We start from the raw sequence: 2,300 nt of genomic DNA, 5'->3' as shown, positions 1-2,300 counted from the left end.
TTAGCGCTCTTACGATTTTGCAATACATCAACAAAATGAACAATAGACCTATTGGAAGGATTAAATATGCGCTAATTTAATTCCGCCAACGGGTTCATTTTCAACGATATAGCCAAATAAATTCATAACTATCATAGCTGATAACCAGAGTTTTATACGAATTAAATCAATTATGAATTGCATCATATTCAGTTTGAATATATCATCCGAAAGGGAAGGTCTAAACTGGCTGAATTTGCAGGTAAGTGGTAACAGTCAACAAAAAAACCGTCCAGATTGGCATCACCACAATCGAACGGTTTAATTTTGTATCTCACATTTATCTTTGGTCTTTACCGATAATTGAATAATATCGGCTTTAATACCGTTATTTGCTCTATTTTATAATACCATTTTCGATTTCATTCTTAAGAAAAGAAAATACATATACAGCACCTTGATAGTACAAACCACATTCGGGGTCTGAGAGCTTCTTGTATGTTTCAGAAGCATACAACTCGTCAAGTGCACGCTTCATATCCCAACCATAGGTATCCATTAGCATGGAAACAAGTTCTGTGGAGAGACATTCTACTAAAAATTGTACGTCGTTGCTCATGGTTATTGTTTCTTAAGAAATTGTATTGCTCTTTCTGTACCGAAAAAATATTGTATTGCATGATTGCCACGAAATCGAAGTTCCTCGATAAGCGTATTCATTGGAATATAGCCATTAACGAAACGCCGAATTTGGACACCAACGGTATCGTCAGCAATTGGCCCAATTACAATATCGTATGGATGAGTCGGCGTATCTGTATTATTGTTACGATTCATCAACACAAACTCTGCCCACTCAGGGCTATAGTCGTCAAATACTTTTATATTCAAATCGGTATTACTCTGAAGAATAGTATCATCAAATAGGTAGGTATTGATAATCGGTTCGCCTTTCATTAACATTCGTGTAGTACGCAAAGCCATATCGAAAGCTTGTTGCTTGTTAGCATTCAGATAGAAGCCACATCCAAAATCTTTGCCTCGTTTAGAGCGGCAAAGATCTATTTCCTGAATATCAACATTGGAACCATGATATAAAGTAATCATGCTAATTTCCCTCCTTTCTTTGAACAGACAGCTGTCAAGTCATTGACGGCATCGTCAATAGACAAAGTATGCTCAGCAGCATAACAATCAATTAGAAAATCAATTCCGCTGAAACGACGCAAATAGGCATAAGCTTGCGCATTGGTTAAGCTGAACTTAGCAGCGAATGCACCAACACAACAAACCACATATTCTATCTTGTTTGTTATCTCATTCTTATTCATAATTGACCTTGTTTATATTGACATTATTAGCATTGCAAAGATACACATTTTTGCTGAGTATTATGCTTGTTTTTAGAGACTATTCACCGAATGAAGCTTCTAAAGTTCGATTTTAACACAGAAATGCTTTATGCAAGAACTTCGAATGCTGAAATCATTATCTAAAGCTTTATGTTTTGAAAAAACGCTTACTCTGAGCGCACTGTTCTTATGGAAAGCGGGGTGAGCATGTTGCTGTATGAAATTATAATTTTTCAGACTCTCTTTTTCTTGCGCTGGACATCTGCTATCATGTATTTGTACCTAATATACTTCTTGCTTTTTAATATCTATGTCATATTTTGGCATATCTTATCATCTATCTTGTCAATAAAAATAATATATGGAACAAACATATCAAACACTAGAAGATTTCTATAATAACAACAAGTATCATCTTGATAGTTCATGGTCGATTTTTAATAGCTTTTGGTTGAATACAGTCCAATATGAATTGATTCAAGCTATATTAGAGGTAATGATAGATACCTCAATATCATCGAAACAGACAATTGAAATTAACGTCGATTCAACTCAAAAAATCACTATAAAAGTTTTTTGTAAATCATTTGTTAATGATAAATTGCTAGACAGTGTTACAATTCTTGAAAGAATATATGATCATAAAAAAGTAGAACTTCGTCACTGTGGTCTTGTCGGTGTAAATTCTTTGAGTTATATATTTGAGATTATTTCTGATGGAAGACAATTAGAATTTCAGAATCGCAAATTGATAATAGATAAGCAGATTCATTCAATAAAAAAAGAAGAAGTGAGGGTGTCTTTTCGTATTGAAGAATATATGTCATCTTTTAGCATCAGAAAAATGAAACAGATGCTAAAAGAATACACTTACATACCCGTTGGCGGAATTAATTCACTAAAAAATGTCAGGAAATAAGTTGTGCATATCATTGATTATTAGTATTTTAATGGTGATCAAACTATTAA

4 protein-coding genes are annotated in these 2,300 nt (G+C 33.5%); 1 reads left to right on the top strand and 3 read right to left on the bottom strand.

Annotated elements, in window-relative coordinates; all coding sequences use genetic code 11:
• Positions 1-376 precede the first annotated feature (376 nt).
• From C511_RS0112415 to C511_RS0112405, 3 genes are read right to left on the bottom strand one after another with little or no spacing between them, the layout of a single operon-like run.
• Entirely contained in the window at positions 377-598 is a 222-nt protein-coding gene (locus C511_RS0112415) for a hypothetical protein (protein ID WP_007215843.1), read from the bottom strand.
• A gap of 2 nt (positions 599-600) precedes the next feature.
• Positions 601-1,086, bottom strand: a complete 486-nt coding sequence (locus C511_RS0112410; protein ID WP_007215844.1) for a DUF3990 domain-containing protein — start codon at positions 1,084-1,086, stop codon at positions 601-603.
• On the bottom strand, positions 1,083-1,310 hold the full coding sequence (locus C511_RS0112405) for a DUF3791 domain-containing protein (RefSeq protein ID WP_007215845.1): 228 nt from the start codon (positions 1,308-1,310) through the stop codon (positions 1,083-1,085). Before C511_RS0112405 ends, C511_RS0112410 begins: the two co-directional genes overlap by 4 nt.
• 382 nt (positions 1,311-1,692) lie before the next feature.
• Here C511_RS0112405 and C511_RS0112400 point away from each other — a divergent pair, with 382 nt between their 5' ends.
• Positions 1,693-2,250 (top strand): hypothetical protein, encoded by a 558-nt coding sequence (locus tag C511_RS0112400; protein WP_027318218.1) that lies wholly within the window; start codon positions 1,693-1,695, stop codon positions 2,248-2,250.
• Positions 2,251-2,300: the final 50 nt, after the last annotated feature.

The organism is Bacteroides graminisolvens DSM 19988 = JCM 15093, from assembly GCF_000428125.1.
Lineage (GTDB): Bacteria > Bacteroidota > Bacteroidia > Bacteroidales > Bacteroidaceae > Bacteroides > Bacteroides graminisolvens.
Note: the sequence above shows the minus strand (reverse complement) of the source record. Positions and strands in the feature narration are given on the sequence as shown.